Origin of the sequence: Kitasatospora sp. NPDC056531 (genome assembly GCF_042794375.1) — a bacterium.
Classification (GTDB): Bacteria; Actinomycetota; Actinomycetes; order Streptomycetales; family Streptomycetaceae; genus Kitasatospora.
Genome location: NZ_JBHTTU010000347.1, coordinates 1 through 1532 on the forward strand (window position 1 = coordinate 1; position 1532 = coordinate 1532).

Genomic DNA, 1532 nt, shown 5'->3' on the forward strand with positions numbered 1-1532 from the left:
GGCGCGCGGCGGCGGTCGCACCGACGAAGGCGGGCGCGGTACCGAGCGGGTCGAGCAGCAGGGTGCGCACCGCCTCGTGCCACGGCATCCCGGTCACCGTCTCCACCAGGCGCCCGGCGGCGACGTAGCCGGCGTTGGAGTAGGAGAAGTCGGTTCCGGGCGGGAACAGCTCGTCGTCGGCGGTGCACACGGACGCCAGGTAGTGCGCCGCGGTGGTCCGGGCGGCCGCGTCGGAGTCCGGTCCGGTGGGCAGCCCGCCGGTGTGGCTGAGCAGTTGGCGAATCGTTACTTCAGGCATCCGGCGGAGTTCGGGGAGGAGATCGGCGGCCCGGTCGTCGGGGTCGAGGTCGCCGTCGTCGGCGAGGAGCATCACCAGGGCGGCCGTGTAGGGCTTGGTGAGCGAGCCCACCGGGACGGCGGTGTCCGCGGTGAAGGGCACGCCGGTGGCGGCGTCGGCCACACCGGTGTGCAGGACGACGGTCTCCGGACCGGTGTCCACCACCAGCTGCGCGCCGGGCACCCGATGCGTGCACGCGAGTGTGTCGAGCCGGTGTTGCAGTTCACGTCGGAAAAGGACCGGCGCGCGCTCACGGGCCGGCGCGGAGACGGAGTACGGCATTGGCGGAAACTCCCGTTGACTAGCTCTCGGGTACGGACGCGGCAGACGTCCGCGGATGAATTCCGGATTGCCGAGGTGCGCCCGGCGCATTTTCCGGCCGCCCGTGCCCCCGGCTCACGACTCGCGGGAACAATGGGAATACCCGGGCGGGTCACGGCGCGGCGCAGCACCCACTCGGGCGGGGAACCGCTCCGGCACGCCTCGACGCACACCTCGGCCGTACAACACGAATGCACCGCAATCCGCGACACCGTGGAAACGGTGAACGACCGAATGCGCTTACCCCGTCAGCGGGCCCCGGCAGGAACCCCGAACCCGCCCGGTCGCGCTACCCGGCATGACAATCCCCCCTGCTCCGCTCCCCCGCGCCCCTCGTGCGGACCCTGCCGCGACGGCCGCGGTGGACGGCGCAAATCCGTGACGAACCGAACGCCCGGACGGCGAACGCGGAACAGTCTTCACGGCGCGTCACCCTCTCGCAACCCCCGGCGATTGGACGGAAAGCAACTCCCCAAGAAATCGGAAGGGCAAAATCGCAGGTGCGCCTCCATTACTCCGCCGTAGCACCTGATGAAGGATGCGGCTTGTTTGGCCGAAACCGTAACGGTCGAATCCGCGCGGTCCGTTCCCTTGGTGCACACGGTCCCCGATCGCCAGCGGAGTCACTCGGGCATCCCCGCGAAGCCCGGTTCTCCCGCGCCTCACGCCCACCGTCCGCCGACGTCACGTTCCGCCGCGCCGCCCGGTCCACCTGTCGGGTGCGGCCGTTCCGCACCACGACGAACGCGGAATGAAGGGAGCATCGCCATGAAGGCCGTCATCGTGTGCGTCTCGGTGTCCCACGGCAACACCAGGAGGATCGCCGAGGTCATGGGCCGGGCCCTGGCCGCCCCGGTGATCGAACCCGAACAGC

The 1532-nt window shown here is 70.6% G+C and carries 1 protein-coding gene; it reads right to left on the reverse strand.

The window, feature by feature from the left end:
• Positions 1 to 520: serine hydrolase domain-containing protein (locus ACFQ87_RS46310; protein ID WP_380617062.1), on the reverse strand; the 520-nt coding region annotated here is incomplete at its 3' end.
• Positions 521 to 1532 lie beyond the last annotated feature (1012 nt).